The 26,656-nt window shown below is 61.9% G+C and carries 25 protein-coding genes and 1 pseudogene; 18 read left to right on the top strand and 8 right to left on the bottom strand.

What is annotated here, in order from left to right:
- Nucleotides 1-27: 27 nt before the first annotated feature.
- Nucleotides 28-1,827, bottom strand: coding sequence for an NAD(P)-binding domain-containing protein (locus NKH73_RS13670; protein ID WP_352932159.1), 1,800 nt, complete (start codon nucleotides 1,825-1,827; stop codon nucleotides 28-30).
- A 489-nt stretch (nucleotides 1,828-2,316) separates the two neighbouring features.
- Here NKH73_RS13670 and NKH73_RS13665 point away from each other — a divergent pair, with 489 nt between their 5' ends.
- The 9 genes from NKH73_RS13665 to NKH73_RS13625 all read left to right on the top strand — a co-directional run bounded on the left by NKH73_RS13665 (nucleotide 2,317) and on the right by NKH73_RS13625 (nucleotide 13,008).
- The gene (locus NKH73_RS13665) at nucleotides 2,317-4,098 is read left to right on the top strand and encodes an acetolactate synthase 3 large subunit (protein ID WP_352932157.1); all 1,782 of its coding nucleotides are present in this window, start codon (nucleotides 2,317-2,319) and stop codon (nucleotides 4,096-4,098) included.
- An 84-nt stretch (nucleotides 4,099-4,182) separates the two neighbouring features.
- Complete coding sequence (ilvN, locus tag NKH73_RS13660) at nucleotides 4,183-4,755, top strand: acetolactate synthase small subunit (RefSeq protein ID WP_095483396.1); 573 nt, start codon at nucleotides 4,183-4,185, stop codon at nucleotides 4,753-4,755.
- 149 nt (nucleotides 4,756-4,904) lie between these two features.
- On the top strand, nucleotides 4,905-5,501 hold the full coding sequence (locus tag NKH73_RS13655; RefSeq protein ID WP_352932154.1) for a LysE family translocator: 597 nt from the start codon (nucleotides 4,905-4,907) through the stop codon (nucleotides 5,499-5,501).
- Nucleotides 5,502-5,668: 167 nt separating this feature from the next.
- Nucleotides 5,669-6,895 (top strand): efflux RND transporter periplasmic adaptor subunit, encoded by a 1,227-nt coding sequence (locus tag NKH73_RS13650; RefSeq protein ID WP_352932152.1) that lies wholly within the window; start codon nucleotides 5,669-5,671, stop codon nucleotides 6,893-6,895.
- A complete protein-coding gene (locus NKH73_RS13645) occupies nucleotides 6,892-10,053 on the top strand; it encodes an efflux RND transporter permease subunit (RefSeq protein WP_352932149.1) in 3,162 nt (1,053 codons plus the stop codon). The genes NKH73_RS13650 and NKH73_RS13645 overlap by 4 nt, the downstream gene beginning before the upstream one ends.
- A 64-nt stretch (nucleotides 10,054-10,117) precedes the next feature.
- Complete coding sequence (gene nthA / locus NKH73_RS13640; RefSeq protein ID WP_352932147.1) at nucleotides 10,118-10,723, top strand: nitrile hydratase subunit alpha; 606 nt, start codon at nucleotides 10,118-10,120, stop codon at nucleotides 10,721-10,723.
- A complete protein-coding gene (nthB, locus tag NKH73_RS13635) occupies nucleotides 10,720-11,379 on the top strand; it encodes a nitrile hydratase subunit beta (RefSeq protein WP_352932145.1) in 660 nt (219 codons plus the stop codon). Before nthA ends, nthB begins: the two co-directional genes overlap by 4 nt.
- The gene (locus tag NKH73_RS13630; RefSeq protein WP_352932142.1) at nucleotides 11,366-11,734 is read left to right on the top strand and encodes a nitrile hydratase accessory protein; all 369 of its coding nucleotides are present in this window, start codon (nucleotides 11,366-11,368) and stop codon (nucleotides 11,732-11,734) included. Before nthB ends, NKH73_RS13630 begins: the two co-directional genes overlap by 14 nt.
- Before the next feature lie 146 nt (nucleotides 11,735-11,880).
- Nucleotides 11,881-13,008: an ATP-dependent DNA helicase gene (locus NKH73_RS13625; protein ID WP_352932259.1), complete on the top strand. Its 1,128-nt coding sequence runs from the start codon at nucleotides 11,881-11,883 to the stop codon at nucleotides 13,006-13,008.
- A gap of 28 nt (nucleotides 13,009-13,036) precedes the next feature.
- Here NKH73_RS13625 and NKH73_RS13620 read toward each other — a convergent pair whose 3' ends face one another.
- The gene (locus tag NKH73_RS13620; protein WP_352932141.1) at nucleotides 13,037-13,441 is read right to left on the bottom strand and encodes a SpoIIAA family protein; all 405 of its coding nucleotides are present in this window, start codon (nucleotides 13,439-13,441) and stop codon (nucleotides 13,037-13,039) included.
- A gap of 112 nt (nucleotides 13,442-13,553) precedes the next feature.
- Between NKH73_RS13620 and NKH73_RS13615 the strand changes: the two genes are divergently transcribed.
- Complete coding sequence (locus NKH73_RS13615; RefSeq protein ID WP_352932139.1) at nucleotides 13,554-14,294, top strand: pyridoxine 5'-phosphate synthase; 741 nt, start codon at nucleotides 13,554-13,556, stop codon at nucleotides 14,292-14,294.
- Nucleotides 14,295-14,397: 103 nt separating this feature from the next.
- Nucleotides 14,398-16,311 carry a potassium transporter Kup gene (locus NKH73_RS13610; protein ID WP_352932137.1) on the top strand — a complete coding sequence of 638 codons (1,914 nt, stop codon included), beginning with the start codon at nucleotides 14,398-14,400 and terminating at the stop codon, nucleotides 16,309-16,311.
- Nucleotides 16,312-16,364: 53 nt separating this feature from the next.
- Here NKH73_RS13610 and NKH73_RS13605 read toward each other — a convergent pair whose 3' ends face one another.
- Nucleotides 16,365-17,255, bottom strand: coding sequence for an SDR family oxidoreductase (locus NKH73_RS13605; protein WP_352932135.1), 891 nt, complete (start codon nucleotides 17,253-17,255; stop codon nucleotides 16,365-16,367).
- Nucleotides 17,256-17,391: 136 nt separating this feature from the next.
- Between NKH73_RS13605 and NKH73_RS13600 the strand changes: the two genes are divergently transcribed.
- Nucleotides 17,392-17,796, top strand: coding sequence for a winged helix-turn-helix transcriptional regulator (locus NKH73_RS13600; RefSeq protein WP_352932133.1), 405 nt, complete (start codon nucleotides 17,392-17,394; stop codon nucleotides 17,794-17,796).
- An 89-nt stretch (nucleotides 17,797-17,885) separates the two neighbouring features.
- Nucleotides 17,886-19,123, top strand: a pseudogene (locus tag NKH73_RS13595) (FAD-dependent oxidoreductase).
- On the opposite strand, the gene NKH73_RS13590 reads toward NKH73_RS13595, so the two are convergent.
- Nucleotides 19,071-19,847, bottom strand: a complete 777-nt coding sequence (locus NKH73_RS13590; protein WP_352932131.1) for a glutathione S-transferase family protein — start codon at nucleotides 19,845-19,847, stop codon at nucleotides 19,071-19,073. The pseudogene NKH73_RS13595 and the gene NKH73_RS13590 sit on opposite strands and share 53 nt — an antisense overlap.
- A 98-nt stretch (nucleotides 19,848-19,945) precedes the next feature.
- Here NKH73_RS13590 and NKH73_RS13585 point away from each other — a divergent pair, with 98 nt between their 5' ends.
- Nucleotides 19,946-20,404: a MarR family winged helix-turn-helix transcriptional regulator gene (locus NKH73_RS13585; RefSeq protein ID WP_352932129.1), complete on the top strand. Its 459-nt coding sequence runs from the start codon at nucleotides 19,946-19,948 to the stop codon at nucleotides 20,402-20,404.
- A gap of 34 nt (nucleotides 20,405-20,438) precedes the next feature.
- Here NKH73_RS13585 and NKH73_RS13580 read toward each other — a convergent pair whose 3' ends face one another.
- A complete protein-coding gene (locus tag NKH73_RS13580; protein ID WP_352932127.1) occupies nucleotides 20,439-20,867 on the bottom strand; it encodes an anthrone oxygenase family protein in 429 nt (142 codons plus the stop codon).
- A gap of 163 nt (nucleotides 20,868-21,030) precedes the next feature.
- Between NKH73_RS13580 and NKH73_RS13575 the strand changes: the two genes are divergently transcribed.
- Complete coding sequence (locus NKH73_RS13575; protein ID WP_502893911.1) at nucleotides 21,031-21,690, top strand: TetR/AcrR family transcriptional regulator; 660 nt, start codon at nucleotides 21,031-21,033, stop codon at nucleotides 21,688-21,690.
- 127 nt (nucleotides 21,691-21,817) lie between these two features.
- A complete protein-coding gene (ilvC, locus tag NKH73_RS13570; protein ID WP_352932123.1) occupies nucleotides 21,818-22,837 on the top strand; it encodes a ketol-acid reductoisomerase in 1,020 nt (339 codons plus the stop codon).
- 178 nt (nucleotides 22,838-23,015) lie between these two features.
- Here the strand turns inward: ilvC and NKH73_RS13565 are convergent, their stop codons facing one another.
- Both NKH73_RS13565 and NKH73_RS13560 read right to left on the bottom strand, forming a co-directional pair.
- Nucleotides 23,016-23,300, bottom strand: coding sequence for a PilZ domain-containing protein (locus NKH73_RS13565; RefSeq protein ID WP_352932121.1), 285 nt, complete (start codon nucleotides 23,298-23,300; stop codon nucleotides 23,016-23,018).
- 203 nt (nucleotides 23,301-23,503) lie between these two features.
- The gene (locus NKH73_RS13560) at nucleotides 23,504-24,082 is read right to left on the bottom strand and encodes a BA14K family protein (protein WP_352932119.1); all 579 of its coding nucleotides are present in this window, start codon (nucleotides 24,080-24,082) and stop codon (nucleotides 23,504-23,506) included.
- Nucleotides 24,083-24,248: 166 nt separating this feature from the next.
- Between NKH73_RS13560 and NKH73_RS13555 the strand changes: the two genes are divergently transcribed.
- Both NKH73_RS13555 and NKH73_RS13550 read left to right on the top strand, forming a co-directional pair.
- Nucleotides 24,249-25,361 (top strand): endonuclease/exonuclease/phosphatase family protein, encoded by a 1,113-nt coding sequence (locus NKH73_RS13555; protein ID WP_352932117.1) that lies wholly within the window; start codon nucleotides 24,249-24,251, stop codon nucleotides 25,359-25,361.
- Between the two features lie 172 nt (nucleotides 25,362-25,533).
- A complete protein-coding gene (locus NKH73_RS13550; RefSeq protein ID WP_352932115.1) occupies nucleotides 25,534-26,262 on the top strand; it encodes a hypothetical protein in 729 nt (242 codons plus the stop codon).
- 92 nt (nucleotides 26,263-26,354) lie between these two features.
- On the opposite strand, the gene NKH73_RS13545 is transcribed toward NKH73_RS13550, so the two are convergent.
- Nucleotides 26,355-26,597, bottom strand: a complete 243-nt coding sequence (locus NKH73_RS13545) for a hypothetical protein (protein WP_352932113.1) — start codon at nucleotides 26,595-26,597, stop codon at nucleotides 26,355-26,357.
- Between the last annotated feature and the right edge of the window lie 59 nt (nucleotides 26,598-26,656).

Below are 26,656 nucleotides of genomic sequence, written 5' to 3'. Positions count from 1 at the left end.
CACCCCCTCTATGTCTTGTCCCGCCTGCTATCCCTTGTGATGGACTTGCTGCAGCCCGTAAACCGGCGTTTCGATGCCTTCGTGCCGTGCCTTCAACTGCAGGGACAGGAATTGCGAATAGTGGCGCGACTGGTGCAAATTGCCGCCATGGAACCACAGCGCCTCCTGTTGCGTCGGCTTCCACATATTGCGCAATTCGCCCTCCCAGGGGCCGGGATCCTTGGTAGTGTTGGAGCCGAGGCCCCAGCATTTTCCGACCTTATCGGCAACGTCCCTGGATATCAGGTCGGCCGCCCAGCCGTTCATCGAGCCATAGCCGGTGGCGTAGACGATGAGGTCGGCCGGCAGGTCCGATCCGTCACTAAGCAGGACCGAATGCTCCCGGACCTCCTTAACCTCGACGCCGCTTTTCAGCTTGATCGAGCCGTCGATGATGAGGTCGGAAGCGCCGACGTCGATGTAGTAGCCTGAGCCGCGCCTGAGATATTTCATGAACAGGCCGGAATCGTCATCGCCCCAGTCGAGCATGAATCCTGCCTTTTCCAGCCCCTCGTAGAATTTGGCGTCTCGCTTCTTCATCTCGGCGTAGGCCGGGATCTGGAATTCATGCAGGATCTTGTAGGGCAGGGACGCAAAGACGAGGTCGGCCTTGGCCGTGGTCATCCCGCCTTGCACGGCTTTCTCCGAGTAGAGCGAACCCAGTCCGATTTCCATCAGCGTGTCGGATCTGGAGATATGGGTGGTCGAGCGCTGCACCATGGTGACATCGGCGCCGGCCTCCCAAAGGGCTGCGGCGATGTCATGGGCTGAGTTGTTCGAGCCGATGACGACGGCGCGCTTGCCCGCATAGGCATCGGGGCCGGGGTGCTTGGAAGAATGGTGCTGATCACCCTTGAAGTTGTCCATGCCCTTGAATTTCGGCATGTTGGCCTTGCCTGACTGTCCCGTCGCCAGCACCAGATGCTTCGGCTTCAACGTGATATCCTTGCCGTCGCGATGGACGACGACCGTCCATTCCTTCTTCTCGTCGTCATAGGTGGCGCTCTTTGCCTCCGTGGAGGACCAATAGTTCAGCTCCATGACCTTGGTGTACATTTCCAGCCAGTCGCCGATCTTGTCCTTGGGCGAGAAGACCGGCCAGTTCCGGGGGAAGTCGATATAGGGCAGATGGTCGTACCAGACCGGGTCGTGCAGGCAGAGCGACTTGTAGCGCTTGCGCCATGAATCGCCGGCGCGCTCGTTCTTCTCGACGATGATGGTCGGCACGCCGAGCTGCCTCAGCCGAGCGCCTAACGCGATGCCACCCTGGCCACCGCCGATGATCAGCGTGTGGGGCTGCGTCTTGAAGCCGAGCTCGGCCGCCTCCTTCTCGCGCTCTTCCTTCCACGTCGGACGGTTCTTGCCATGGCCATGCTTGGCGCCCATCGGCCGGGCGAAGCCGGCGGGTTCCTCATGGCCCTTCAACTCGACCATGGTGGTGAGCAGCGTCCAGATCTTTCCATCCTTCAGTCTGATATGGCCGAAGCCACGTGCCACTTCCGTCTCGAAGCTGATCCAGCCCTCCAGCCCGTCGCTTTCGCTCGCGTCCTCACCCTTGGCGATCGCCCAGTTCGAGGGTTTTGTCTTGGCCAACTGGCTGATCAGCATGTCGCGCACCTGGTCGCGACCTTCCATGGTCTTGATGTTCCAGGTGAAGGTCACCAGGTCGCGCCAGTAGCAGTCTTCCTGAAAGCACCCGACCGCCTTGTCGATATCACCGGCGGCAAGCGCTGCGCCGAATTGGTCGAGCAGGTCGGACAGTTTCTTGGCTGGGGCCTTGTCGAGCATCAATTTCCTCCCGTGAAGTCCTGGTCGTCATCGTGGTTTTGCCGGACCCTCCCAGCCCGGCTGACCGGAGTATCGCGGCAAACTATGCGCCGCGTCACGTCGTCAAATAGTTTCGCGTGGTTTCAATGGTTTATCGGGACGATCATGGACTCTGGTCCTGCCGGCGGTCGTACCGGAACGGTGTCTTGTGGCGGAAACAGCTGGCTCAATGCGATGGTGGTCGACCGGCCGTCGGATACGGCCAACGGATTCAAACCCTTTGGTCTCGTGCACATTGGCCGTTGACAGCGGCGCAAAACCAATTCTATTGTCCGCCACCATGAAAAAGGCACTCATTCTCGTAGGAAAGCGCGTGGGCAAGGCGGTGTAACCGCCGGGCGAAAACCTCCCATGCGCAGACACAGGCTCCCTCGGGGGCCTTTTTTATTGCCCGAAACACGACTAAACGACCAGCAATCGCCCGATGGCGGACAGTACGGGATCAGACCGATGAGCAGTGGACATAACGAGCGGCGCGAAATGACCGGTGCCGAAATGGTGGTGCAGGCGCTGAAGGACAATGGCGTCGAGCATGTTTTCGGCTATCCGGGCGGCGCGGTTCTCCCGATCTATGACGAAATCTTTCAACAGGACGATGTCGAGCACATCCTCGTCCGTCACGAGCAAGGCGCGGGTCATGCGGCGGAGGGCTATGCGCGCTCGACCGGCAAGGCCGGGGTCATGCTGGTGACCTCCGGGCCGGGCGCCACCAATGCAGTGACGCCGCTGCAGGATGCGCTGATGGATTCGATCCCGCTGGTCTGCCTGACCGGTCAGGTGCCGACCTCGCTGATCGGCTCGGATGCCTTCCAGGAGTGCGACACGATCGGCATTACGCGGCCCTGCACCAAGCACAATTGGCTGGTGAAGGACGTCAACGAGCTCGCAGCAATCATCCACGAGGCGTTTCATGTCGCGACGACAGGACGTCCCGGTCCGGTCGTCGTCGACATCCCGAAGGATGTGCAGTTCGCCAAGGGCATCTATGTGCCACCGCAGACGGCGCCGCGCACGAGCTATCAACCTAAGGTCCAGGGCGACCTGGAAAAGATCAAGGCGGCGGTCGGACTGATGGCGGCCGCCAAAAGGCCGATCCTCTATACCGGCGGCGGTGTCATCAATTCCGGCCCGGAAGCCAGTCATCTGCTGCGCGAATTGGTCGACCTCACCGGCTTTCCGATCACCTCGACGCTGATGGGTCTTGGCGCCTATCCGGCGTCGGGCAAGAACTGGCTGGGCATGCTCGGCATGCATGGCACCTATGAAGCCAATATGGCGATGCATGATTGCGACGTCATGGTCTGCATCGGCGCGCGCTTCGACGACCGCATCACCGGCCGGCTCACCGCGTTCTCGCCGAACTCGAAGAAGATCCATATCGACATCGATCCGTCGTCGATCAACAAGAACGTCCACACCGACGTGCCCATCATCGGCGATGTCGGCCGGGTGCTGGAGGATCTCGTGCGGCTGTGGCGGGCGACCGCCAAGGCCGACAAGAAGGCGCTTCACCCGTGGTGGGAGCAGATCGCGAAATGGCGGGCGCGGGATTCGCTCGCCTACAGGATGAACCACGACGTGATCATGCCGCAATACGCCGTCCAGCGGCTTTACGCGCTGACCAAGGACATGGACACCTACATCACCACCGAGGTCGGCCAGCACCAGATGTGGGCGGCGCAGCACTATCATTTCGAGAAGCCGAACCGCTGGATGACATCGGGTGGGCTCGGCACGATGGGCTACGGCCTGCCGGCGGCGCTCGGCGTGCAGATCGCGCATCCGGATGCGCTGGTTATCGACATTGCCGGCGATGCCTCGGTGCAGATGACGATGCAGGAGATGAGCGCGGCGGTGCAGCACGACGCACCGATCAAGATCTTCATCCTCAACAACCAGTACATGGGCATGGTGCGGCAGTGGCAGCAGCTTTTGCACGGCAACCGGCTGTCGCATTCCTACACGGAAGCGATGCCGGATTTCGTCAAGCTTGCCGAAGCCTATGGCGGCCACGGCATTCGCTGCGAGAAGCCGGACGAGCTGGACGACGCGATCAAGGAGATGATTTCGGTGAAGAAGCCGGTGATCTTCGACTGCCGCGTGGCCACACTTGCCAACTGCTTCCCGATGATCCCGTCAGGCAAGGCGCACAACGAGATGCTCTTGCCGGACGAGGCGACCGACGAAGCGGTGGCCAATGCCATCGACGCCAAAGGCAGGGAACTGGTGTAGCGCGCAAGCCGAGGCAGGGCTTGTCTAGAGAAGCCGTGCGGAAACAGATAATTAGCTCAAAAGTTTGAAATCGAGATTCATGTCATGAACGCACAGCTTCAACCAACCGGTTCCGCTTACTTCATCGCCAAGGAAACTGAAAAGCCGGAGACCCACACGCTCTCCGTGCTGGTCGACAATGAGCCCGGCGTGCTTGCCCGGGTCATCGGACTGTTTTCCGGACGCGGCTACAACATCGAGAGCCTGACGGTTTCCGAAACCGAACATGAGAAGCACCTGTCGCGCATCACCATCGTGACGCGCGGCACGCCGCATGTGTTGGAGCAGATCAAGCACCAGCTCGAGCGCATCGTGCCGGTGCACCGTGTCGTCGATCTCACTGTGCGCTCGCACGAGCTCGGCCAGGACCGGCCGCTTGAACGCGAACTCGCGCTGGTGAAAGTGGCCGGCACCGGCGAAGCCCGCGTCGAGGCGCTGAGGCTGGCCGATGCCTTCCGCGCCAGCGTCATCGACGCCAACACCGAGCATTTCATCTTCGAGATCACCGGCAAGGGCTCCAAGATCGACCAGTTCATCGCCATCATGAAGCCGCTTGGCCTAGTCGAAATCTGCCGCACCGGCGTGGCGGCGTTGAACCGCGGCCCGCAAGGAATGTGATCGTCCGGCGCTTGAGTCCAGTGCTTCGGCGCCGCCTGTATTTATTCTGTCGCCTTGATCCTGATCTTCTGGCCCGGCTGCCGCCGTGAGGTGGCCTTTGTGCGTCTGAGGTAAAAGGACAATATTGCTGACCCGCCTGGAAGGAAGCCATGACCCTCGACGCATTCCTCGCCCTGCTGGTCTATGCCTTCGTGACCTCGATCACGCCGGGTCCGAACAACTTCATGCTTTTGGCTTCCGGCGTGAATTTCGGTTTCGCCAAAACCATTCCCCACATGCTGGGCATCAGCATCGGCTTTCTCGTGTTGTTGCTGGCCGTCGGCTTCGGTCTGGGCGCGGTGCTAACTGCGTTTCCGGTTCTGCACACCGGGTTGAAGATCGCGGGCGGCGCGTATTTGCTTTACCTCGCCTGGAAGATCGCCATGTCGCGTTCGCTCAGCGGCAAGGGCGAGGCCAAGGCGCGACCGATGCGTTTCATCGATGCGGCAGCGTTCCAATGGGTCAATCCCAAGGCTTGGGTCATGGCGATCACTGCCATGGCCGTCTACGCCAATCCGGAGCACCCGTTCTTGTCGGTAGCGTTGATTTCGATAGCCTTCACCATCGTCAACCTGCCGAGCGTTTCGGTGTGGGCAGATTTCGGCACGGCGCTGCGCGGCTTTCTCTCGGATCCGGTGCGGCTGAAATGGTTCAACATCGCCATGGGCGTGCTGCTCGCAGCGACGCTGTGGCCGATGCTGCGATAGCTTTCGAATTATTGTGCACTGCACATTAAATCTTCGTAATGCCGGCTTTTGGCACTTTTTCGCCTTCGGCGCCTTCTATCTATCTGGTGCACCCGCGGCACGAGGCTGCGAGTTACGCCAAGATATGACCACCGAACCACGGCGTGTCGGACAGAAGGCTTTTGACGATGCGTGGAAAGATCGTGCTTGCGATCGCCTGCCTTGTCGCGGCTGGGCTCTATCTTTCGCCCGCTGCAACGGACAAGCTTCGGCAGGTGCTGTCAGCACGGCAGGCGACGCCTGACAAACCGGCGGCCGCCGCAAATGCAGCGCGTTCGACCTCGGTGGTTGCCGCCACCGCTTCGACGGCCGACTTCCCGATCCGGCGCTATGCCATCGGCTTTGTATCCTCCCCCGCCGTGGTCAGCGTGAACGCGCGGATCTCGAGCCAGATCACATCGATCGCCGTCGAGGACGGCCAGATGGTTAGGGCTGGCGACCTTCTGTTTTCGCTGGACGATCGCGCGCTTAAGGCGCAACTGGCCCGCGACCAGGCGACGCTCGCCAAGGACCTAGCATTGCTGGCCAGTGCCACGGCCGATCTTGAACGCGCCAAGAATCTCGTCGCCAGGCAGGCCGGCACGCAGCAGACCTATGACCAGGCGATCGCCGCGCAGAAGTCCGCTGCCGCCACGGTCGATGCCGACAAGGCGACAATCGATGCGGACGAGGTCCAACTTGGCTTTGCCACGATCACGGCGCCGATTGCCGGCAGGCTTGGCGCGGTCAGCGTCGCCATCGGCGATCTCGTCACAACCAGCAACGGCAACAGCACATCGACCCCGCTGGTGACCATCACCCAGGTGGACCCGCTGCAGGTGAACTTCAGTCTTCCGGAAAGCGATCTTGCCCTTTTGCACAAGGCACTGGCGACGCCAAGGGAAGGCGCTGTCACGCTGACCCGGGACGGCAACCCGACGCCGGTTGGCAAGGGAACCCTCGATTTCGTCGATTCCAGCGTCGACACCGCCTCCGGCACGATCGCAACGAGGGCCAGCGTGCCCAATGCCGATCTTTCGCTGTGGCCGGGCCAATATGTGAATGTCGTGCTCGATGCCGGCATCATGCCGCAGATGACGTCGATTCCGACGGTCGCGGTGCAGCCCAGCCAGAAGGGACCGTTCGTCTACGTCGTCAAGTCGGACAGCACGGTGGAGATGCGGCCCGTGCAGGTGGCGCTGACCGAAGGCGAGAACAGCGCTATCGGCGAGGGGCTAAAGAGCGGCGAACGTGTCGTCGTCGAGGGCCAGACAAAGCTGAAGAACGGCTCGCCGGTCCACGAAGCCGAAGCTTCGGCCGGGCCTAGTGATCAAGCGTCTCCCAAGGTTGCCGAGACTGACGGGCCGCCCCTATGATCTCCGAGTTCTGCATCCGCAGGCCCGTCGCCACCCTGCTCATGTCCTTTGCGCTCGTGTTGGGCGGGCTGTTCGCTTACAAGTTCCTGCCAGTGGCCGCTCTGCCGAGCGCTGAGTTTCCGGTGGTCAACGTCTCGGCCTCGCTGCCCGGCGCCTCGCCGGAAACCATGGCGACCTCGGTGGCAACGCCGTTGATCAAGCAGTTCGCCACCATCGCCGGCATCGATTCGATCTCGACGACCAACTCGCTCGGCCAGACCTCGATCGCCATCCAGTTCGTGCTCGACCGCGACATCGATGCAGCCGCCGCCGACGTGCAGGCGGCGATCGCGAGAACGCAGCGGCAATTGCCGCCCGAGATGACCAGTCCGCCGAGCTACCGCAAGGTCAATCCGGCCGATGCGCCGATCCTGCTGATGTCGCTGGTCAGCGACACGGTTCCGCTGACCGACCTCGATGCCTTCGCCGAGAATGTGATCTCGCCGTCGCTGTCGACGATCGAGGGCGTTGCGCAGGTCTCGATCTTCGGCCAGCAGAAATACGCCGTACGTGTCCAGATCGATCCGACGGCGCTCGCCGCACGCGGCATTTCAATCGACCAGCTGCAGACGGCGATCGCCTCGGCCAACAGCAACACGCCGCTCGGCGTGCTGCAGAACGACAAGCAGCAGCTGACGATCACCGCCAATACTCAGCTGACCAACGCGGCGGGATTTTCCAGCATCATCATAGCCACCAGGAACGGCCATCCGGTGCGGCTCGGCGAGGTGACCCGCGTCATCGATTCGGTCGAGACCACGACGACGGCCAGCTGGTACGACGGCACCCGCGCGATCATCATGGCCGTGCAGCGCCAGCCCGATGCCAACACCGTCGACGTCGTCGATCGCGTCAAGGCGATGCTGCCGTCCTTCCAGGATCAAATGCCGGCAGCGGCCAGCATCCAGTTGCTCAACGACCGCTCGACTTCGATCCGCGAGGCGGTCGACGACGTCCAGTTCACGCTGCTGCTCACCATCGCGCTGGTGGTGATGGTGATCTTCCTGTTCCTGCGTCGGGTAACGGCGACAATCATCCCGGCGGTGGCGGTGCCGATCTCGCTCATAGCCACGCTCGGCGCCATGTTCCTGTTCGGCTTTTCGATCGACAACATCTCGCTGATGGGCCTGACGCTGGCGGTTGGCCTCGTCGTCGACGATGCGATCGTCATGCTGGAGAACATTTTTCGCCACATGGAGGAGGACGGGCTCTCGGCCTTCGACGCGGCGCTCAAGGGTGCGCGCGAAATCGGCTTCACCATCATTTCGATTTCGATCTCGCTGGTGGCTGTGTTCATACCCGTGCTTTTGATGGGCGGAGTGATCGGGCGCATCTTCAACGAATTCGCGGTGGTGGTGACGGTCGCCATCCTGGCGTCGATGTTCGTGTCGCTGACGCTGACGCCGATGCTGTGCTCGCGGCTTCTGTCTGTGAAGGCCGAGCGCAAGGCAGTGCAGGGCGAAGGTCACAGGCACAATGTCTTCATGCGGGGCTATGACTGGCTGCTTACCTTCTGCCTGCGGCACAGTTTCCTGGTTTTTCTCGTCTTCGTCGGGACGGCCGCACTGTCGGTCTGGCTGATCCAGACCTCGCCGAAGGGCTTCTTCCCGCAGGAGGATATCGGCCAGATTTCGGTGACGACCACCGCGCGCCAGGACATTTCGTTCGACGCCATGGTGAAGCTGCAGGGACAAGTGGCTGATGTCTTCACCCATTCACCTTACGTCTCGCATGTAGGGTGGTCGGTAGGCGGCGGAGACAATGCGCTCAACCAGGGCCGGCTCTATGTGCAATTGAAGGACAAGGACCAGCGCCCCGCCATCGACAAGGTGCTCTCGGATCTGCGGCGGCAACTGGCCAATGTTCCCGGCATTGAAACCTTCATGCAGCCGGTACAGAATCTACGGCTCGGCGCGCGCGCTTCGGCCAGCGCCTATCAGCTCGTCGTGCAGGGTCTCGACATCGGCGCGGCGGACGTTTGGGCGCAGAAGCTCACCGACGCGATGGCCGCTGACCATAGCGCCTTTACCGACGTCACCAATGATTTGCAGAACAACGCCTTGCAGGCGTCGCTGGTGGTCGACCGCGACAAGGCGGCGACGCTCGGCGTCGACACCGATACGTTGCGCTCCAGCCTCTATGGCGGTTTCGGCACCGAGCAGGTGTCGACCATCTTCGGTTCGGCCGATAGCTATGACGTGATCATGGAGCTCGACCCGAGAATCGAGTGGTCGCCAGAAAGAATGCTGGCGATCAAGGTGAGAACGGCCAGCGGCAGCCTGGTGCCGCTCGGCGCTTTCGCTCGTGTCGATCGGACAGCCGGCGCCTTGACCGTCAATCAGCTCGGCCAGCTTCCGGCGGTGACCATCTCCTACAATCTGCCGCAGGGCGTCGCGCTCGGCGACAGCGTGGCCCGCATCAACGCGCTGAAGGAAGAGATCGGCATGCCGGCGACGATCTCGACCACCTTTTCTGGCACGGCGAAAACGTTCCAGGATTCGCTTGCCAACCAGGGCCTGCTGATCGGCGGCGCGATCCTGACCATCTACATCGTCCTCGGCATCCTCTACGAGAGCTTTATCCACCCCCTCACCATCCTGACCGGACTGCCGTCGGCGGTGCTCGGCGCGCTTGTTGCGCTGCGGCTTGCGGGCATGGACCTTTCGGTGATCGCGGTTATCGGCATCCTGATGCTGATCGGCATCGTCAAGAAGAACGGCATCATGGTGATCGACGTCGCGCTCGAATTCAGGCGCGAAGGGATGTCGCCGCTCGAGTCCATCCACAAGGCCTGCCTGATGCGCTTCCGGCCGATCATGATGACGACGCTGGCGGCGCTGATGGGCACGATCCCGATCGCGCTCGGCACCGGCGCCAGCGCCGAATTGCGCCAGCCGCTCGGCGTGGCAGTGGTCGGCGGACTGGTCGCTTCGCAAGCGCTGACGCTGTTCGTCACGCCGGTCATCTATGTCTACATGGAGCATTTTTCCGGCTGGCTTGTCGGGCTGTGGCCGAAGCGTCGGGACGAGCAGCTACCGGTCGAAGCCGTCGACCAGCCGTCGCTGTTCGACGGCGGAGAAGCATTGAAGGGCGAGCCGCAGAAGGCGGCAGCGGAATAGAAGCCGATAGGCTGGCCCAAGCCGCGGCGCTTGCGGTGGGATGCTTGCAGTCGTAATTTGCGGCATGTCTCACAATCACGACCACGATAACGAGCTTGATCCCTTTGCCGCCCGGGTGCGCGCGCTGGAGACGATCCTTACCCAGAAAGGGCTGATCGATCCGGCCGCGATCGACGTGATCGTCGACACCTACGAGACAAAGATCGGTCCGCGCAACGGCGCCAAGGTGGTGGCGAAGGCGTGGGTCGATCCTGACTTTGCCGCTTTGCTGAAAGGCGACGCGACGGCTGCGATCGGTTCGCTCGGCTACACCGGCCGGCAAGGCGAGCACATGCAGGCCGTCTTCAACACGGCAAACACGCACAACCTCGTCGTCTGCACGCTGTGCTCGTGTTATCCGTGGTCGGTGCTCGGCCTGCCGCCGGTGTGGTACAAGGCGCCGCCCTATCGTTCGCGCGCGGTGATCGATCCGCGCGGCGTGCTCGATGAATTCGGACTGACGCTGCCGGCGACGACAAAAATCCGGGTGTGGGATTCCACCGCCGAGCTTCGCTATCTGGTCGTGCCGATGCGGCCGAAGGGCACCGACGGCTGGAGCGAGGAGCGGCTGGCGGATCTGGTGACGCGCGACGCTATGATCGGCACCGGACTGGCGCAGGAGCCGGCATGAACGGACCGCATGATCTCGGTGGGCAGATGGGGTTCGGGCCTGTCGCACCCGAAAAGGACGAGCCTTATTTCCATGCCGCCTGGGAAAGGCGGGCACTTGGCGTGACGCTCTGCGCCGGCGCCATGGGGGCGTGGAATATCGACGAGAGCCGGCATGCACGCGAATCGTTGCACCCTGCGGACTATTATGCCTCGAGCTATTATGAGATCTGGATCAAGGCGCTGGAAACCTTGCTAAAGCGGCATGGTTTCGTCAGCGATCGCGATCTGGCCGCGGGCAAGGTGGTCGACCCAGCTGCGACGCCGAAGCGGGTGCTAAAAGCCGAAAACGTGCCTGATGTGTTGGCCAAGGGCGGCCCATGCGACCGACCGATCGCTACGCCGGCGCGGTTCAAGGCAGGCGATCTGGTGCGCACGAAGAATTTCCATCCGACCGGCCACACACGGCTGCCGCGCTACGCACGCGGCAAGCAAGGCGCCGTCGAGGCGGTACGCGATGGTTTTGTCTTCCCAGACACCAATGCGCACGGCCAGGGCGAGAACCCGCAATGGGTCTATACGGTGGTTTTTGACGGCGCGGAGATCTGGGGCGAGGGCGCCGACCCGACGCTGACCGTGTCGATCGACGCCTGGGAGAGCTATCTTGAGCCGGCGTGAAGAACTGCCGGCGGGTTTCAACGAGCCGGTGTTCGCCGAGCCGTGGCAGGCGGAAGCCTTCGCCATAACGGTTGCGCTGCACGACAAGGGCCTGTTTTCCTGGAGCGAATGGGCTGACGCCTTGTCTGCTGAGGTCAAGAAGCCCGGCGCCGCAGGCGACGGCCACGATTATTACGAGCACTGGCTCGCGGCGCTGGAAAATTTGCTGTCGACCAAAGGGGTTGCCGGCAAGGGCGACGTCGATGCGCTCGCCGCTGCCTGGGAACGCGCCGCGCATGCAACGCCGCATGGCAAGCCGATTCTGCTCGAGAACGATCCCAGGTCGACCGAAGGTCGTGGCTGCCCGACCGGCTAGGTCATTGCTGACCGACGGTTTGTTCTCTTTACGTTCCGGCCTCTGCCTGATAGCTTGCATTGATGTCGGTGCGGCCCGCCGCCGATGATCTGGTGGCGGTGGCCGTCGGCCTTGTCTTTCCCTCGCGAATCCGGTCTCTCGCGCTGATGGAATTCTCTCCTCAACAGGACGATGCGCTGAAGGCGGTAGCCAACTGGCTCAAGACCGGAAAGCCGCAGCTCTTCCGGCTGTTCGGCTATGCCGGCACCGGCAAGACGACGCTGGCACGTTATTTCGCCGAGCATGTCGACGGCCAGGTGCAGTTCGCAGCCTTCACCGGCAAGGCGGCGCAGGTGCTGCGTTCCAAGGGCGCGGTCAATGCCCGCACCATCCATTCGCTGATCTACCGGCCGAAGGGCGAGGAATCGGTGGCGGACGAGGTGACCGGCAAGACCTCGATGTCGCCAACCTTTTCGCTCAACCGGCAAAGCCCGATCTCGCGGGCCAAGCTCGTCGTCATCGACGAATGCTCGATGGTCGATGAACAGCTTGGCCGCGACCTGATGAGTTTCGGCACGCCGATCCTTGTTCTTGGCGATCCCGGCCAGTTGCCGCCGATCTCGGGCGGCGGTTTCTTCACCGACCATGAACCGGACATTCTGCTCACAGAAATCCACCGCCAGGCGCGCGACAATCCGATCATCCGGCTGGCGCTCGACGTGCGCGAGGGGCGCGAATTCATGCGCGGCGACTATGGCACGGCGCAGGTGATCGGCAAGGAAGACGTCACTCAGGAGCTGGTGCTGAAGGCGGACCAGGTGCTGGTCGGCACCAACAGAACGCGGCGTCGCTATAATCAGCGGCTGCGCGAGCTGAAGGGGTTCAATGCCGATTATCCGCAGGCCGGCGACAAGCTCGTCTGCCTGCGCAACGACCCGGCCAAGGGGTTGCTCAACGGCTCGCTGTGGAAGGTGATGACCTCGTCGCGCGAGACGGTGAAGCCCGGCATCAATTTGCTGGTCTCACCGGAGGAGGACGATCCGGACCGCGGCGTTGCCAAGATCAAGCTGCTCAAAGCGGCGTTCGAGGAACCAGACGCCGATATTCCCTGGCAGCAGAAAAAGCGCTTCGACGATTTCGACTATGGCTATGCGCTGACCGTGCATAAGGCGCAGGGATCGCAATGGAACGAGATCGTGCTTTTCGACGAAAGCTGGGCGTTCAAGGAAACCCGCCAGCGCTGGCTTTATACCGCGATCACGCGTGCGGCCGAGCGGCTGACGATTGTCAGATAGGTGGAGCCGCCCGGGGACTGGAGCTGCATCACCGTGGGGCAAGCGGTTTGGCGCCGAGCCATTCCCAGGCGGATGCTTCGTCTTCTGCCTCGAAATGCCTGAGCTCGACCGGAGAGGAAGCAGACAGCAAGCTCTGCGCGTCGGGTATCCAGTTCGGCTCGCCAACCGCAGCGCAGCGGCCGACATGCTCCACGGCATGGGTCGTGCCCTGTTCAAGCGTTTCGTCCGACACATCGCCCCAATCGACGCCATCATGATCGATCAGGCGCACCAGCACGTCGATTTTCGGGTGCAACGCGTATGCCGCCTCCAGCAAACCGAACAGGTTTTCCGCGTCGGCTCCCGTTACATGGCCGACGACATCGATGGCGAACAGGTCGTCGCGGTCGGTGTCTATGCGGCGAACCGCAGGCACGGCTTCAAGGTAATTCACGGGGTCTTCCTCTTGCTGGACATCATCCGTCCCTCTGGAACACCGGAAACCCCCTGTCTGTTCCCGCCAAAGGCGGTATAGATGGCCGCTAATACATCGGACCAGAGAAGCCATGCCTGCAAAACTCTCCGTCAACCTCAATGCCATCGCCATGCTTCGCAACCGGCGAGACCTGCCATGGCCGAGCGTCACCGGGCTCGGACGCATCGCACTTGCCGCGGGTGCGCATGGACTGACGGTGCATCCGCGACCCGACGAGCGGCACACAAGGCATTCCGACCTGCCGGAGATCAGGGCGCTGATCGACGACGAATTCCCCAAGGCAGAGTTCAATATTGAGGGCTATCCGAATGAGGATTTTCTGGCGCTTGTGGAAAAGCACCAGCCGGAGCAGGTGACGCTGGTGCCGGACGACCCTGCCCAGGCTACCTCCGATCATGGTTGGAACTTCGGTGCCGACGCGGCGTTCCTGACACCGATCGTCAAGCGCCTGAAAAAGGGAGGCTTTCGCGTATCGTTGTTTTCCGATTCGGATCCGGCAGGCGTGAGGGCCGCGCGCGACACCGGCGCAGACCGGATCGAGCTCTATACGGGCCCGTATGGCAGCTATCATTCCGATTCTGCAAAAGCGGCGGAGGAGCTGGAAAGATTGGGGAAAACCGCGGATGCCGCACTTGCCGCCGGGCTTCAGGTCAATGCCGGGCACGATCTGGTGGTGAGCAACCTGCCGGCATTGGCAAAGCGCATTCCGGCATTGGCCGAAGTGTCGATCGGACATGGGTTGACAGCCGATGCGTTGGAGTATGGCATGGCCGGCACGGTCAAAAGATTTCTGAAGGCCTGTGGGTGGTAGAGATGGAAGCCTCGCTTTGCGGACATGGCAGCCATCACGTTGGGGCACTTGATATTGCATCGCAGCAAGCGTAGAGCACCGCGCGCTTATCGGAGTGTTGTCCATGGCCCTTACCAATAGTGGTAGTGAGGCAGAACCCGTCGAACAATCAAGCCATTCTGAGGTTGGACAGCACAGCACCAAGGTACTGATGCTGGGCGCACTCGGCGTGGTCTATGGCGACATCGGTACCAGCCCGATCTACGCGCTTCGCGAGGCACTGCATGCTTCGTCCGGCACCGATCCGCGCAGTGCCGTTCTGGGCATTCTGTCGCTGATCGTCTGGGCACTGACGATTATCGTGACAGTAAAATATGTCGCTTTCGTGCTTCGGGCGGACAATAACGGCGAGGGCGGCACCCTGTCGCTCATGGCGCTGGCCCGGAAAGCCTATCCGGCCGGTTCCAGCATCATTCTTGCCATTGGTCTCTGCGGAGCCGCATTGTTTTTCGGCGACGCGATCATAACGCCGGCCATCTCGGTGCTTTCAGCGGTGGAAGGCCTGAGCGTCGTGACCCCGGCGTTCGATCCGTACGTGGTTCCCATTACATTGGTGATTCTTGCCGTCTTGTTTGCCGTGCAGCGCTTCGGGACCGGTAGAGTGGCCTCCGTTTTCGGGCCGGTGACGGGGCTCTGGTTTCTGGCGATCGGCATTGCCGGATTGCTGCATATTTGGGACGATCCCTCGGTGCTTTTGGCGATCAATCCCTATTATGCAGTCGTCTACCTTGCCGAAGCCAAGGCGGGGGCATTTCTCACAGTCGGCGCGGTTTTTCTGGCGGTCACCGGTGCTGAAGCACTGTACGTCGATCTCGGCCACTTCGGTCGCCGTCCAATCGTGCTGGCCTGGTTCTGGATCGTCTTCCCCTGCCTGCTGCTTAGCTATTTTGGGCAAGGCGCATTCGTTCTTGCTCACGGGGGGCTGCCCGATAACCCGTTTTTCCAAATGCTGCCAGATTGGGCGCTGATACCGATGGTCGGGCTCGCAACAGCAGCGACGGTCATTGCAAGTCAAGCCGTTATCTCCGGGGCGTTTTCGCTGACCCGGCAGGCGGTACAGCTCAATCTTCTGCCCAGAATCGAAGTTCAGCATACTTCCGAGATGCAACTCGGCCAAATTTACATGCCGCGCGTGAATCTCATTCTCGCGCTCGGCGTAATGCTGCTGGTCGTCGGCTTTGGCAGTTCGAGTTCGCTCGCTTCCGCCTATGGAATTTCGGTGACAGGCGAAATGCTGATGACGACTATTTTGCTATTCGTGGTGATGCGCTGGCAATGGAAATGGCAGACCGCGCTCGCTGCGGCGCTCGCGCTGCTCTTTGGCACGATAGACACCGGCTTCTTCCTGGCAAATATTGTGAAATTCGTGGAAGGCGGATGGGTTTCGATCGCTGTTGCCTGCATCATGGGGCTGATCATGGGGACCTGGATACGCGGCAGTCGCTATCTATTCGACAAGACGCGCAGGAACGAGATCCCGCTCGATTTCCTTGCCGGCAATCTGTTGAAGAAGAAACCGCAGCTGGTGTCCGGTACGGCCGTGTTCCTGACCAGCGATCCCGTCAGCGCGCCGACCGCGCTGATGCACAGCCTGAAGCATTATAAGGTGCTGCACGAACAGAACGTCATCCTCTCGGTGGTGACGGCGCAGCAGCCCGTCGTGCCCGACAGTGACCGGGTCAAGATGGAAACGATCAACGAGCTGTTCATGCGGGTGACGCTGACCTTCGGCTACATGGAGCAGCCCAACATTCCGCGTGCACTGGCGATCTGCCGCAAGCAGGGCTGGAAGTTCGACATCATGACGACGTCGTTCTTCCTGTCGCGGCGCTCGCTCAAGGCATCACCCAATTCCGGCATGCCGGTGTGGCAGGACAAGCTGTTCATCGGGCTGGCGCGCACGGCAGCGGATGCGACCGAGTATTTTCAGATCCCGACCGGGCGTGTGGTTGAGATCGGAACGCAGGTGGCAATCTAGAAAAAGGCCGTGCCCTGTCGAAAGGCACGGCCTTTTTCGGAACTCCGCGGCTTTCAGCCAGCCAGAGCTGCCTTGTTCGACTCGAGGAAATTTTTCAGCAATTGCGGCTTTTTACCTGAAAGCGTCTCGATCGCATCGGTCACCATGCCGATTCGTCCCGAGCGCGTGTTGGTGTCGAAGGAAACGATGACGGGGGCGAAGCCTTCGGGAACGCCTGCCGCCTTCAGCCCTTCGGCCAGCGCCTCGTCCGAAAGTTGGATGACCTCGATGGGTTTGCCGGTGACGTCGGTCACCAGGGCTGCGATCTCGGCGACCGTGTGCGCCTGCGGACCCGTCAGCGTGTATGTCGTGCTTTCGGTCGCGCCCGAGGCAAGGCCCGCGGCGATCGCCGCGGCCATGTCGTCGCGAGCGCCATGGGCGATGCGGCCGTCCGCGGCCGATGTGTACCACTGGCCCGAGGCAATGGCGTGCGGCAGCGACATGAACAGGTTCTCCTGATACCAGCCATTGCGGAAAATCGTGTAGGGGATGCCGCTCGCCTTGATCGCCTCCTCGGTGCCGTAGTGATCGCCTGCAAACAGCACCGGCGATCCCGGCTCAGGATTGGGCATCGAGGTATAGAGCAGATGCGAAACGCCGGCCTGCTTGGCGGCTGCGACAGCGGTCTGGTGCTGCTTCAGGCGTTTGCCCTGGAGTGCGAGCTCGTCGGTTGAGATGATCAGGACCCTGTCAGCGCCCGTGAATGCCTCGACGAGCGACTCGGTATCGTCGAAATCGGCCCGCCTGATGGCGATGCCGCGCGCCGCCAGGTCGACGAGATTTGCCGGATTGCGTGTGGTGGCGATGATGCGTGCGGGCGAGACCTTGAGCGTATCCAAGAGGTGATGGATGACGCCGCGGCCGAGCTGGCCGGAAGCGCCGGTGACGAGAAGGGTTTCGGTCATGGGAGGTCCTGTCGTTGCGCCGGAGCGGCGGGTGCTTATATTGGTCTCAAAAAGAGACCAGCACTAAAATAGGAATTGACCGACCCTCGTAAAGAAGGCAGTTTTGCGGGAGGTAGGCAGGCGTAGGGAACCAGCGATGGACAGCAAGATCGTCAGTCTGAGATCGAAGCTCGAGATCTATAAATCGGGCAGCGGCGGGGGGAACATTGCGGACTGTCCGGTCCGCGACGTGATCCAGGGCATCAGCAACAAATGGAGTTCGCTGCTGATGATGGCGCTGGCCGAAAAGCCGTACCGCTTTGGCGAATTGCGGCGGCTGGTGCCTGACATTTCACAGCGCATGCTCACCCAGACGCTCCACGATTTGCAGCGCGACGGCTATGTCCATCGCGAGGTATTCCCGACCAAGCCGCCGAGCGTCGAATACAGTCTGACCGATCTCGGACGCTCGATGTTCGGGCCCCTGCAGCAGCTGCTCCAGTGGGCCGAGCTCAATCATGGCGCTGTGCGCGCCGCGCGCGCCACCTTTGACGCTGTCTAGACCTAACCCCATCGATACCAGAAGCGGCGGCTTGATTTGGCGATACTGCTGAAGGACTGTCCGGCCCGGGCGGGAAGATTCGGCGGGCAATGGGCATTTCTTTGGACATCGCGATTGCCGGGGCAGGCCCGGCTGGACTGGCCACGGCACTCTATCTGAGGCGCGCCGGGCATCGGGTCACCATCTTCGAGCGCTTCGACGAGCCAAAGCCGGTCGGATCCGGGCTGATCCTGCAGCCGACCGGGCTGACGGTGCTTGCCGATCTTGGTCTGCTCGACGACATCCTCGCGTTGGGCAGCCGCATCGACCGCCTGCATGGCGCTGATGCGAAAACCGGCCGCACCGTGCTGGACGTCCGCTATGATGCACAGCGCCGCAGTCGTTTCGGGCTGGCGGTGCACCGGGCGGCCTTGTTCGGCGTGCTTTTCCGCGCCGTCCAGCGCGAGGCGATCGTCATCGAAACCGGCGTCGAGCTCGAGACACTGGAAACCGGCGAGCGCGCAATGCTGGTCTGCGGCAACGGGCGAAGGACAGGGCCATTCGACCTGATCGTCGATGCTAGCGGGTCGCGCTCCAAATTGCGGCAGTGCGTGCAGAATCCGGGTGAACCGCGGCCGCTCGCCTATGGCGCGTTCTGGGCGTCGCTCGGCTGGCGCGGCGACGGTTTCGATGCGCACGCCCTGCTGCAGCGTACGACAGAGCGAGCGTAATGATCGGCGTGCTTCCGATCGGCCGGCCGGAGCCGGACGCCGAGGAGATGGCGGCGTTCTTTTGGAGCCTGAAGCCGGCGGACGCCGGGCAGGTGAGGGCGGCAGGCCTTGACGCGTGGAAGGCGAGGGTTGTTCGGCTTTGGCCCGAATGCGAGGCGTTCACGAGCCAGATCGACAGTTTCGAGCAGCTTTCGCTGGCGCGCTACGGCCATCACACGCTCAAGGTGCCGGCCGCAAGGCGATTGGCTGTGATCGGCGATGCGGCGCATTCGACCAGCCCGCAGCTCGGGCAAGGGGCGAACATGGCGCTGCTCGACGCGGCGGCGCTCAACTACGCGCTGCTGCAGACTGACGGCGTCGACGCGGCGCTGGAGACTTATGTCAAGGCGCGGCGGTGGCACGTCCGGGTCTTTCAGGCGCTGTCGCTGATGCTGACGCCGTTCTATCAGTCGGATTCGACCGTGATGCCGTTTGTCCGCGACAGACTGGTGGCGTCGGTGGCAAAAATTCCACCGGCGCCAAACATCCTTGCCTCGATGGTGGCTGGAACACTGGTCGATCCGTTCAGGCGGATCGGGATTGAGGAAGCGCAGTGGCTGCCTCGGTGCGGCGGATGAGTTTCGAAAGATGCGAACCCCTCGCTAGCAGGAATGCATGGAGGCGCTGTGGATAATCCGGAGTGACAGCGCCCTTCACCGACTTGCGTTCGTGCAATCCTTTGCGCCAGGCGTCGACAAGCGGCTTTCCGCTCAGGATGCCGAAATCGCCGATCCGATCGAAAGCGTCGAAATAGCGGAAGATTGGTCCATAGACAGCATCGACCAATGAAAAGCGCTCGCCGGCGAACCATGGTCCAGCCCGGCCAGCCGCCAGTTCCGCTTCGAGACGATCAAACATCGCCGACAGACCTTCGCTTTCGACAAGGAAGGCGGCCTCGGTCGGTGCGGAATAGAGTCGACCGATGGCGTTGAGGATGGCCGAGCCGTACTCGATCCAGGCGCGATCGCGGGCGCGGGCCAGCGGGTCGGCAGGGTGGAGTGGGTTGATCTGCGTTTCTTCAAGGAATTCGAGGATGACTACCGATTCGAAGATCGCAGTTTCCTCGCCATCCCGCTGCACGCGCAGCAGCGGCACCTTGCCGAGCGGCGATATCGCCTTGAACCAGGCCGGCTTGTTGGCGAGATCGATGGTGATCCGTTCGAACGGTACGTCCTTTTCGGCGAGCGAGATCGCCGCGCGCTGCACATAGGGGCAAAGGTGATGGCTGACGAGAACGAGCTTGTCGGTCGCCAGGCTGCCCGTCTCCGGGATATCGGCGATTTTGCAGATTTCATGTTTCATCGTAGTGCCTCCGGTGTCAATGCAGTTGCATCTATATAGATGCGTTTGCATGCACTGGCAAGCTTGATGCAATTGCATCTATCACCTATGCTGCAACCATGACGGAGAAAACCAATCCTTCGCCCGCGGCTATCAAGGCCTGGGCGCGCCTGATGCGCGTTTCGCGCCAGCTGGTGGAAAGAGCCGAAGACGCGCTGAAGGACAGCAGCTTACCGCCGCTTGCCTGGTACGACGTGCTGCATGAGCTTGCCGAAGCGGGCGAGGGTGGGTTGCGGCCATTCCAGCTGATTGAGCGCACATTGTTTGCGCAATACAACATCTCCCGGCTGCTGGCGCGGCTCGAAGCCGACGGGCTGGTCGAGAAACTCAGGGTTGCCGATGACGGGCGAGGACAAACTATCCGCATTACGGGCAAGGGGCGCGAGACGCGCCGCCGCATGTGGGCCGTCTACGGACGATCGATCGCGGAGCTGGTCGGCGCCAGGCTTTCCAACGACGACCTCGAAATCTTGTCGGCTCTGCTTGGGCGGCTGCGCCACCCAGCCGCCCTGGAGTGATGTAGCCATTGGCGCTGAAGGTCGATTGCAGCCGTCAGGCACTGCCCCACAGAAATGCCAATGCCGCCAGAACGCCAAGCGCGACGCGGATCAGATGCAGATTGCCCCATTTGATGATCAATGCCCGGGACTGCGGATTGACGGCGGCCGCGTCCATCGCCTCCAGCACTCGGTTTGTCGGCATCATTGCGATCAGCGTCCATGGCCAGGGCAGGATGATAAACACCGCCCCGACCAGATAGGCGAGACTGCCGGTCTGCCACCAGGCAACGACACCAAGAACACAGGCGACAACGGCGATCGACGCCTGCATAGCGGCGCCGCGCTTGTAGGAAGGCTGCCATTGCTGCAGCAACGCCCGGTCATCGAGACGAAGCCGCGCCGGCTGCTCGGCGACGCTGACATAGATGGCGGCGCCGGCGAAGGCGGCGGTAACGGTCAAGGCGAGCAGGCCGATGAGCATCTTCCCTCCGTGATACGCCGTTCCCGTAAGGGCCGTCCTATTGGAAAGCGTCAAAATGGAGATAGGGGCTTGCACCGGTTTGGACAATACGTCATAGAGTCAGAACCGTAACGTACGGTACGGTCTTCTGAATGCCGCCGTCTTCGAGCAGGAAAAGAGTTTGTTGCAGGCAAGCACCGACATCGAGACCAGCGAGGCGCTGACGGAGCGGCAGAAAGCTGTGCTCGACGCGGCCCTTCGCCTGCTGGTCGAGGAGGGTGATCAGTTGACCATGACCGCCGTGGCCCGGCGAGCGAGCTGTTCCAAGGAAACGCTCTACAAATGGTTCGGCGATCGCGATGGGCTTTTGACGGCAACGGTGCAATGGCAGGCGTCCAAGGTGCGAGTGGTGCCGGTCGACCGCAAGGGGCTCGACCTTGCCTCGTTGACGGCCAGCCTTGAGCGCTTCGCTTCGGATTGGCTCAAGGTGATTTCGAGCGACACCTCGATCGCGCTCAACCGCGTCGCGGTCAGCCACGCCGGATCCGGCAAGGACGATCTCGGCGCCATCGTGCTGGAGAATGGCCGCTTCGCGCTGGCCAGGCGCCTGAAGCCGGTGCTGGACGCAGGCCAGCAGGCCGGGCTTCTCGAGTTCTCGGATGCCGAAGCGGCATTCCGCACCTTTTTCGGGCTGGTCGCCCGCGACGTGCAGATTCGCCTTCTGCTCGGCGACCGGCTGGAAATGACTGATGCGGCGATCGGCGGCGATGCCGTCCGGGCGACGCAGCAGTTTCTCGCTCTTTACGGAGCAAAAACCGGGCCGCAAGGCCCTAGAGCCGGATGATTCAGGTCAAGTCGACCTGAAATCGGAATCCGGCTCTGAATCAAAGAGATAGAGCATGATGTCGTCCGAAAACCGCTTCACACTTTTCGGCATCATGCTCTGAAATTCACAACGGGAAGGAAGAAAAATGCGTGTCTATTACGATCGCGACGCCGATCTCAACCTGATCAAGGGCAAAAAGGTCGCCATCATCGGCTATGGCAGCCAGGGCAGGGCGCATGCGCTCAACCTCAAGGATTCCGGCGCCAAGGACATCGCCATCGGCCTCAAGGCCGGCTCGGCGACCGCCAAGAAAGTAGAAGCCGACGGGCTCAAGGTGATGAGCGTGGCGGACGCTGCCAAATGGGCCGACCTGATGATGATGGCGACGCCGGACGAATTGCAGGCCGATATTTACAAGAACGAGATCGCGCCGAACATCCGCGACGGCGCAGCGATCGCTTTTGCCCACGGCCTCAACGTGCATTTCGGCCTGATCGAGCCGAAGGCCTCGGTCGACGTCGTCATGATCGCGCCGAAGGGTCCCGGCCACACCGTGCGTGGCGAATACCAGAAGGGCGGCGGCGTGCCTTGCCTGGTTGCCATCAACCAGGACGCTTCGGGCAACGCGCTCGATCTGGCTTTGTCCTATGCCTGCGGCGTCGGCGGCGGCCGTTCGGGCATCATCGAGACCAATTTCCGCGAGGAATGCGAGACCGACCTGTTCGGCGAACAGGTTGTGTTGTGCGGCGGCTTGGTCGAGCTGATCCGCGCCGGTTTTGAGACGTTGGTGGAAGCCGGCTACGCGCCTGAGATGGCCTATTTCGAGTGCCTGCACGAGGTCAAGCTGATCGTCGACCTGATCTATGAGGGCGGCATCGCCAATATGAACTACTCGATCTCGAACACCGCCGAATGGGGCGAATATGTTTCGGGTCCGCGCATCATCACCGCCGAGACCAAGGCCGAGATGAAGCGCGTGCTGAAGGACATCCAGACGGGCAAGTTCACCTCGGAATGGATGCAGGAATACCGCGCCGGCATGTCGCGCTTCAAAGGCATCCGCCGCAACAACGACAGCCATCAGATCGAGGAAGTCGGCGCCAAGCTGCGTGCGATGATGCCGTGGATTTCGAAGAACAAGCTGGTCGACAAGGCCAAGAACTGATCGAAATCCATTCGTTCCTTGGGCGCTCTCGCGCTTCGGCCCGCGGGCGACTTCGAAGAACAAGCTCGTCGACGAGAATTAATTCGCAATTCATCATTGCACAGGAAAGCCGGCGGTACGATCCGCCGACTTTTTTGTCCTGGTTCTGTTGTTCCGGATGCGAATTTCGCTCTAGCGTTCAGCCGTAGTGCCAGTGGGGCTTTGGCTCGGTGCCGGTGAACATGACGCCGATGCGATCCTCGCGGCGCCAGCGGACCTCCGCCTTGTAGGCGACGCCGTCGGTCGGCACATAGAGCAGGAACTCGTCGGGAACGCGTGCGTCGATCGAGACCTTCAGTTCGGCGCCGCCGGCATGCATGTTGCGCAACGTGCAGGTGACCTCGGATTTTGTCATGCCAGTCAGGATCGTCGCGCCCTTGAAGACGCGTTGCCGGCGTTGATCCCTGTGTTCGTCTTCAGCCATCGCGCCCAATCCCCGGCGAGTCGTCGCATTTCATGTGGTGCGATCGGCAAGATAATTAGGCCCGCCTGATAAACATAGCGTTATCGTCGGCGGCGAAAACCATCTCGCGATGCCCCGGCCGGACAGGGAATAGTTCAGGAGAAATGGGGCAAGAAGAAACGGCGCCGCGAAGGGGGCGGCGCCGTCCGGAATGCATCAGTCGATCAGCTGTAGGGCGACCAGCACTGCTGGCGTGGACCGCCATAGGGCTGGAATGTGTTGTCCCAGGCGCGATACGAGCGATAGCGATTATAGCACCAGCGGACGTGAGCGCTCGACCCTGCACGATAATAGCGGCGCGGTGGCGGCGCATCGTAGTAATTGTAGTTGTTGTACATGCTGCCAAGGCCGAGCCCGAGGCCCAGGCCGAGAATCGCCGCACCCGCGCCATCATCATAGTAGCGGCCGCGGTAATGGCGGCGATGATGACGCCAACGCCAGTCGTCCCCGCGATTCCAGTGTCTGCGGTTCCAGTTTCGGCGGTTCCAGTCACCGCGGTCCCAATTACCCGACCTTGAGAAACGGCGGCCGTCGTGGCGACGCCATTGCCAGTTGTCGAAGCGCCGGTCGTTGCCGCCAGCCCAGCTATCGCGGACAGGTGTGATTGTCGGTGCAACGGTGCTGGCAGGCACCGAGATTTCGGGTTGCATGATCGGGCCGGCGGCGGACGGCGCCGTGATGCCGGAGATGAGACCCAGGGCTATCAGCCCGGATTTCACCGTCGAAGAAAAGAGCGAGTTCATTGCACTCTCCAAGAGCTTTCAGGCCCCACGCCCAGAATACCCCGGGGAAGAATATCATTCATGGAACCTCCCGCCTGAACGGAGGATGAACGAAAAGGTTCCGTCAACCATAACGGGCAAGGCAGGCTCTTGTTTTCGGGCGCGCTTGTGGGCAAAGGTCACCGCCATGTCGCTGCGCCTCGCCACCTTCAACGTCGAAAACCTGATGAACAGGTTTGATTTTTCCGGATACCGCAACCAGCTCAACGAAGATCGCACGCTGGCGCTCTTCGATATCCAGAGCGAGGCCGAATACAGGATGCTGGAGCAGGCGCGGGCGATCGCGCAATCCGACGATACGCGCCAGCTGACGGCGCTGGCCATTGCTGCCACCCGCGCCGACATCATCTGCATGCAGGAAGTCGACAACATCGAGGCACTGAAGGCATTCGAGTACGGTTATCTGTTCAAGATGGTCGGGCACGGCTATCGGCAGAAATACACCACCGCCGGCAATGATTCGCGCGGCATCGACGTCGCCGTGATGATGCGCAACGAGACCGCGCAGGGCCAGCCGATCGAATTCGTGCGTATGACAAGCCACGCCTATGTCACGTTCGAGCAGTTCGGCCTGCACACGCCTGAACTGGCGGCGCTTGGGCACCAGGCCAATCAGCGCATCTTCCGGCGCGACTGCCTTGAAATCGACCTGAAGGTAGGCGGCGTGCCGCTGACGCTTTATCTCGTGCACTTCAAGTCGATGGGCTCGCCCCGCAACGGTCTTGACGGGCGCGAGGCGACGATGCCGCTGCGCATTGCCGAGGCGCAAGCGGTGCGCCGGATCATCGAGGAGCGTTTCGGTGGGGATCACGCAGCCGACAAGCGCTGGGCGATCTGCGGCGACATGAACGACTATCGGCAGCGCGTAAAGGTCTCCGGCGACGCCTTTGACGGCTACCGCTTCGAGGTGATCAACGAGAGCCAGTCCTGCCTCAACGTGCTCACCGCCGGCGGCTTTTGCGAGAATGCGGTCGAGCGGCGGCCGGAGATGGACCGTTGGACTTTCTATCATACGCGCGGGCCGGAAGAGCGGCATTTATGCCAGCTCGATTACATTCTGTTGTCGAAGGCGCTGGCCAGCACGAATGCGACGGCCGTTCCCGACATCATCCGCAACGGCCAGCCATGGCGCACGATTTTTCCGGCGGGCCAGGAGGTGGACCGCTTTCCGCGTGCCGGCTGGGACCGGCCGAAGGCGTCGGACCATTGTCCGGTGGCGATCACCCTGGACATGGCATAGAGCGAAATGAGGTCGAATTGGAACTTCTCCCGGGCTGGTTTGGGCCAAATCCATCGGCCTTTGTCTTGTCCGTACTTCCGGTATGGCCTGCGACAAAGCCCTCGACCCTGACCCAAACCATCACCGGCAGAATGCTCCAATTGGACCTCATCTCGCTCCGAGGATCGCTCCGTTGAGTTTCGACCTGCCGCGCAACGTCATTCTGCCGGTCGACGCCGTCGACGTCAGGCTCGACCCCGGCCCGCACCCGTTCGAACGCGATAATGCGCAGGCGATCGCCGAGAACTGGGGCCGTGAGATCGCGGCCAACCCGGCGCTGTTCGATGGCACCGTGGTGCTGCTTTCGGCGCTGAGCTATCGCGATAACAGCCTTGTCGGCCGCTGCCATGCGGTGCGCTATTCGACCTTCATGCTTTGGCGCGGCAATCGGCAGGTGGCTGGCGCCGAGCACGCCTATGCCCATGCCATGCTGGTCGCCGGCGACAATGCGCTGGTGGCGATCCGCATGGCGCCGCACACGGTCAATGCCGGCCGCGTCTATTTCGCCGCCGGCTCATTCGAGCCGACCGATTTCCGCGACGGGCTCGTCGATGTCGACTTCAACATGATCCGCGAGGTGCGGGAAGAAACCGGCCTCGACCTTGCCGGCGTGACACGCGGCAAGCGCTACTATGCGTTGTCGACGGCCAGCGGCACGGTGATCTTTCGCCGCTATCGCGCGCCGGCATCCGCCGATGAGATCGCGCAGCGCATCAGCGCCTTTGTTGCCGCAGAGGCCGATTCAGGGGCAGAGCCGGAAATCGAAGGGCCTGTCATCATCCGCACTGCCAAAGACCTGCCGGACGGGCTGATGCCGCACATGAAGCCGCTGATCGAGTGGCATTTTGCCGGCGGGGATTAACGCATCGGCCCGAAAGTCGGAATCGATTTTCGGAAAGAGCAGATTCAAAGTGTTAGAGCGCGTTTTGTGCGTCCAACTGGACGCACGTCGCTCTAGCGACGCGTTTTGCCTGCGGTGGCTTTGCGGTCGTTGCGGGCGGCAACGAAAAACAGGACGATGCCAAGACCCAGCAAGCCCCCCATCGCAATTCCCATCGTCTGGCCGATGACTTGCTGGAAATCGGCGGTGACGCGATCGGGATTGGCCATGCCATAGCTGGCCAGATACCACCAGAGGCCTGCCAAGGCGGCCTCGACGATCACCATCGCCAGAATCAGGCGTTCTTTCTTGCTCATACTTCCCACCCCCTGAGGGTCATATTAGCCCTGACGACTATACTAGCACCGCTGGTTGA

The organism is Mesorhizobium sp. M0938, from assembly GCF_040319125.1.
Lineage (GTDB): Bacteria > Pseudomonadota > Alphaproteobacteria > Rhizobiales > Rhizobiaceae > Mesorhizobium > Mesorhizobium robiniae.
This window is presented reverse-complemented; position numbering and strand designations above follow the sequence as displayed.

Excerpts from the sequence above, each read along its gene's own strand:
- NKH73_RS13615 (WP_352932139.1), top strand. The coding sequence starts at position 13,554 with ATGCCTGCAAAACTCTCCGTCAACCTCAATGCCATCGCCATGCTTCGC.
- NKH73_RS13605 (WP_352932135.1), bottom strand. The coding sequence starts at position 17,255 with ATGACCGAAACCCTTCTCGTCACCGGCGCTTCCGGCCAGCTCGGCCGC.
- NKH73_RS13655 (WP_352932154.1), top strand. The coding sequence starts at position 4,905 with ATGACCCTCGACGCATTCCTCGCCCTGCTGGTCTATGCCTTCGTGACC.
- NKH73_RS13670 (WP_352932159.1), bottom strand. The coding sequence starts at position 1,827 with ATGCTCGACAAGGCCCCAGCCAAGAAACTGTCCGACCTGCTCGACCAA.
- nthA (WP_352932147.1), top strand. The coding sequence starts at position 10,118 with ATGTCTCACAATCACGACCACGATAACGAGCTTGATCCCTTTGCCGCC.
- ilvN (WP_095483396.1), top strand. The coding sequence starts at position 4,183 with ATGAACGCACAGCTTCAACCAACCGGTTCCGCTTACTTCATCGCCAAG.
- NKH73_RS13600 (WP_352932133.1), top strand. The coding sequence starts at position 17,392 with ATGGACAGCAAGATCGTCAGTCTGAGATCGAAGCTCGAGATCTATAAA.
- NKH73_RS13625 (WP_352932259.1), top strand. The coding sequence starts at position 11,881 with ATGGAATTCTCTCCTCAACAGGACGATGCGCTGAAGGCGGTAGCCAAC.
- NKH73_RS13565 (WP_352932121.1), bottom strand. The coding sequence starts at position 23,300 with ATGGCTGAAGACGAACACAGGGATCAACGCCGGCAACGCGTCTTCAAG.
- NKH73_RS13555 (WP_352932117.1), top strand. The coding sequence starts at position 24,249 with ATGTCGCTGCGCCTCGCCACCTTCAACGTCGAAAACCTGATGAACAGG.
- nthB (WP_352932145.1), top strand. The coding sequence starts at position 10,720 with ATGAACGGACCGCATGATCTCGGTGGGCAGATGGGGTTCGGGCCTGTC.
- NKH73_RS13610 (WP_352932137.1), top strand. The coding sequence starts at position 14,398 with ATGGCCCTTACCAATAGTGGTAGTGAGGCAGAACCCGTCGAACAATCA.
- NKH73_RS13560 (WP_352932119.1), bottom strand. The coding sequence starts at position 24,082 with ATGAACTCGCTCTTTTCTTCGACGGTGAAATCCGGGCTGATAGCCCTG.
- NKH73_RS13545 (WP_352932113.1), bottom strand. The coding sequence starts at position 26,597 with ATGAGCAAGAAAGAACGCCTGATTCTGGCGATGGTGATCGTCGAGGCC.
- NKH73_RS13590 (WP_352932131.1), bottom strand. The coding sequence starts at position 19,847 with ATGAAACATGAAATCTGCAAAATCGCCGATATCCCGGAGACGGGCAGC.
- NKH73_RS13650 (WP_352932152.1), top strand. The coding sequence starts at position 5,669 with ATGCGTGGAAAGATCGTGCTTGCGATCGCCTGCCTTGTCGCGGCTGGG.
- NKH73_RS13585 (WP_352932129.1), top strand. The coding sequence starts at position 19,946 with ATGACGGAGAAAACCAATCCTTCGCCCGCGGCTATCAAGGCCTGGGCG.
- ilvC (WP_352932123.1), top strand. The coding sequence starts at position 21,818 with ATGCGTGTCTATTACGATCGCGACGCCGATCTCAACCTGATCAAGGGC.
- NKH73_RS13580 (WP_352932127.1), bottom strand. The coding sequence starts at position 20,867 with ATGCTCATCGGCCTGCTCGCCTTGACCGTTACCGCCGCCTTCGCCGGC.
- NKH73_RS13665 (WP_352932157.1), top strand. The coding sequence starts at position 2,317 with ATGAGCAGTGGACATAACGAGCGGCGCGAAATGACCGGTGCCGAAATG.
- NKH73_RS13645 (WP_352932149.1), top strand. The coding sequence starts at position 6,892 with ATGATCTCCGAGTTCTGCATCCGCAGGCCCGTCGCCACCCTGCTCATG.